At 70.8% G+C, this 3492-nt stretch carries 4 protein-coding genes and 1 tRNA gene; all 5 read right to left on the reverse strand.

Annotated features, from left to right (window positions below; all coding sequences use genetic code 11):
• Window positions 1–439 (reverse strand): hypothetical protein (locus tag AOK17_RS45215; RefSeq protein ID WP_157881543.1); only part of this gene is annotated, 439 nt, incomplete at its 3' end.
• A gap of 143 nt (window positions 440–582) precedes the next feature.
• A tRNA-His gene (locus AOK17_RS45220) sits at window positions 583–655 on the reverse strand.
• Window positions 656–749: 94 nt separating this feature from the next.
• A complete protein-coding gene (orn, locus tag AOK17_RS45225; protein WP_055618480.1) occupies window positions 750–1352 on the reverse strand; it encodes an oligoribonuclease in 603 nt (200 codons plus the stop codon).
• 150 nt (window positions 1353–1502) lie between these two features.
• A complete protein-coding gene (locus tag AOK17_RS45230) occupies window positions 1503–2732 on the reverse strand; it encodes a helix-turn-helix domain-containing protein (RefSeq protein ID WP_055618481.1) in 1230 nt (409 codons plus the stop codon).
• 377 nt (window positions 2733–3109) lie between these two features.
• A partial coding sequence (locus AOK17_RS49570; RefSeq protein ID WP_425424693.1) for a hypothetical protein occupies window positions 3110–3492 on the reverse strand: 383 nt, incomplete at its 5' end.

Raw genomic sequence — 3492 nt, forward strand, 5'->3', positions numbered from 1 at the left:
CCACGACACCGAGGGCGGGTTGGGAGGGGCGGGCGGGACTGAGGCTCGTGTCGCTGGTGGGCAGCAGGGCGCTGACGCTCTCACCGGCGTGCAGCAGCCCGCCGGTTAGGGTCGTGGGGAGCGGCAGGCCGTCGTAGTGCAGGGCGACGTCCCTGACGGGCTGGTCGCTCCCGTTCGTCGCCTGAAGACTCCAGCCGACCCACTGCTCGGCCAGCGGCGACGGCCGGCTCCTCATCATCACCTGCACCAGGGAGGCCTGCACCACCTCGGCCCGCCGCTCGGCCTCCCGCGCGAGCTCCTGCTCCCGCTCCTCGACCTCCCGGGCCATGGCCGCCACCCGAGCCGACTCCCGCACGGAGTGCCGATGTCCGGCATAGCTCGTGACCAGCCCCGCCACCCCGACAACGACCCCGACCACCCCGACGACTGCCTCCAGCATGCTCGTAACTGTGACGGGGTGCGGGAGGGACAGTCCAGTACCACCGGGGAATCCGATCGGTCCGGTGGCCGAGAGGTGCCGGGCGACGCGGGAAACGCCTGAGGGCCGGTCCGCTTTCGCGGACCGGCCCTCAGGACCTTCAGGGTGAGTGACGGGACTTGAACCCGCGGCATCCTGGACCACAACCAGGTGCTCTACCAGCTGAGCTACACCCACCATGACCGGGCTGGTTCTCCGAGTGGTTCACCGACCGGCCGAGAAAAAGTGTACAGGGTCCGAAGGGGTGCTCGCGCCCGTGTTTCGGTGGGGGTTATCCCGCAGGTAGGACGTGCTTCGAGGCGATGCCGCGGGCGGTTTCCGAGTCGGGGCCGGGCTGCGGGACGAAGATCGCCTCGCGGTAGTAGCGGAGCTCCGCGATGGATTCGCGGATGTCGGCGAGCGCGCGGTGGTTGCCGTTCTTCTCCGGGCTGTTGAAGTACGCCCGGGGGTACCAGCGGCGGGCCAGCTCCTTGACGGAGGAGACGTCCACGATGCGGTAGTGGAGGTACTCCTCAAGAGTCGCCATGTCACGGAGGAGGAAACCGCGGTCCGTGCCGACCGAGTTCCCGCACAGCGGGGCCTTGCCCGGTTCCTTGACGTGCTCTCGGATATAGGTGAGGACCTGCTCCTCCGCGTCCGCCAGGGTCGTGCCGCCGGCCAGCTCGGAGAGGAGGCCGGAGGACGTGTGCATCTGGCGCACCACGTCCGGCATCGTCTCCAGCGAGGCGTCCGGCGGGCGGATCACGATGTCCACCCCCTCGCCGAGTACGTTCAGCTCAGAGTCGGTCACCAGCGCGGCCACCTCGATGAGCGCGTCGTCCGACAGCGAGAGACCGGTCATCTCGCAGTCGATCCACACCATGCGATCGTTCATGGGCTCACCCTACGGCCCGCTCCCGCGCCCGGGCAGGCCCGGGACCTCGGCAGTCGGCACCTATGTCGGCATCGATGACGGACAAAAACCGCGCCGGCCCCGGACCACAACGGTCCGGGGCCGGCGCGCAACGCTCCGAAACGGCCGCGGCTAGGGCGCGCTCCGCTGTCCGGGCAGGCTCGCCCGGCCTCCCGCGTACATCTCCGCGCCGGCCCGTCCCTCGGTGGAGAGGGACGATGTCGCCGGGCCGACCGCGTGCGCGGCGGCCGTACGCCGGGTCTGCAGCGGCACGGGTGCCTCCTGCTGCAGCGGCGGTGGCGGTGGCGCGCCGGACCCGTCCGAGTCCGACTGCTTCTCGCCCTGCGGACGGCGGGCCCGGTAGGCGGCCCGGTACGCGGCGGGGGACGAGCCGAGCTGCCGGCGGAAATGGCCACGCAGGGCCACCGGGGAGCGGAAGCCGCAACGGCCCGCCACCTCGTCCACCGAGTAGTCGGACGTCTCCAGGAGCCGCTGCGCCTGGAGCACCCGCTGCGTGATCAGCCACTGCAGGGGAGCGCTCCCGGTGAGCGAGCGGAACCGGCGGTCGAACGTACGCCTGCTCATGTACGCGCGTGCCGCCAGCGTCTCCACGTCGAACTGTTCGTGGAGGTGCTCCAGCGCCCAGGCGACGACCTCCGCGAGGGGGTCGGCGCCGATCTCCTCTGGTAAAGACCGATCGAGATAGCGCTCCTGACCGCCACTGCGCCGGGGCGGGACCACCAGACGGCGGGCCAGCGCTCCGGCCGCCTCGTTTCCGTGGTCCGTCCGCACTATGTGCAGACAGAGATCGATCCCGGCCGCCGTGCCCGCCGACGTCAGTACGTCGCCGTCGTCCACGAACAGCTCGCGGGGATCGACGTGCACCGACGGATAGCGCTTGGCCAGCGTCGGCGCGTACATCCAGTGTGTCGTCGCGGGACGGCCGTCCAGCAGTCCGGCCGCCGCGAGTACGAAGGCGCCGGTGCACAGCCCGACTATGCGGGCACCCTCCTCATGGGCCCGGCGCAGTGCGTCGAGCGCCTCCTCCGGTGGTGGTGAGGTGATCGACCGCCAGGCCGGCACGACGACCGTGCCTGCCCGGGAGATCGCCTCCAGCCCATTGGGCGCGGTGAGTTCCAGGCCTCCTGTGGTCCGCAGTGGGCCTTCCTCGCCGGCGCACACCAGTAGTCGGTAGCGCGGCACGCCGGCGTCCTGGCGGTCAATCCCGAACACCGAAAGCGGTATGGAACTCTCGAAGATGGGGCCGCCGCTGAACAGCAGCACCGCGACGATCTCCTTGCGGCGTCGCCCGGAAAGTTTCCGGGCCGCGGCTTCCGGCGCGGCAGTGGAGTCGTGGCTCATACTGCTAAGCCCCCCTCGGTGGTCGCGGCTCCTCGGTTGTGTCGCTCCTGCACGTTTCCCCTCGGTCCTGCACGAGTCCCCCGCCGTAAGACGTCAAGATCGAATCTACTGTGTCCCGTGGTGCCGAGGTGGCCAGTTCAGCACTCGGCAGATTGTCGACATGGCAACTTGGCGTGAAGCATTCGATCACGAAGCGTTGCACTCGTGGGCCGTACAGGGAAGTGCGCCTGCCCCGCGTGGCCGGTCCCAGTAGGGTGCGGGCACCCTACTGGACCCTTTCAGTGCAGGTCGAACGGGGGTTGGGGGCCTGGTCGGCCAAGGGGTGCGCGGTGTCCAGAAGTTGGCTGAAAAGCAACGGGCTCGTGCGCGGAAACCGGTCAGTCAACCGGCGTATTTCCACCGGCATGCCGACCGCCCCGGTGCGCTCCCGCGCCTACCCTGCCGCGCGGCACATGATGCGGCGCCGGGTCCTCGTGGCGCGGCACATGGTGCGGTGCCGGCTCTCCCGTGCGCAGTCGTGCCGCGCCCCGCTCGGACCGGCGCAGCAGCACCCGGCACGCCCCCGTCACCGCGGCCAGACCGAGGGCCGTGCCGGCGGCGCCCGCCAGCGAGGCCCCGTACCCGACGAGGACGACCGGAACCAGGACGCAGCTGAAGGCCGCCCAGCGGACCACGTCGCTCACCGTGTCCTGGGTGGCGGCGGAGCGGGCGGCGGGTGTCCTGGAGGGGGACTGGGGCGCGGTCGAGGGTCGTCCGGACA

Source organism: Streptomyces phaeochromogenes (assembly GCF_001418655.1).
Lineage (GTDB): Bacteria > Actinomycetota > Actinomycetes > Streptomycetales > Streptomycetaceae > Streptomyces > Streptomyces phaeochromogenes.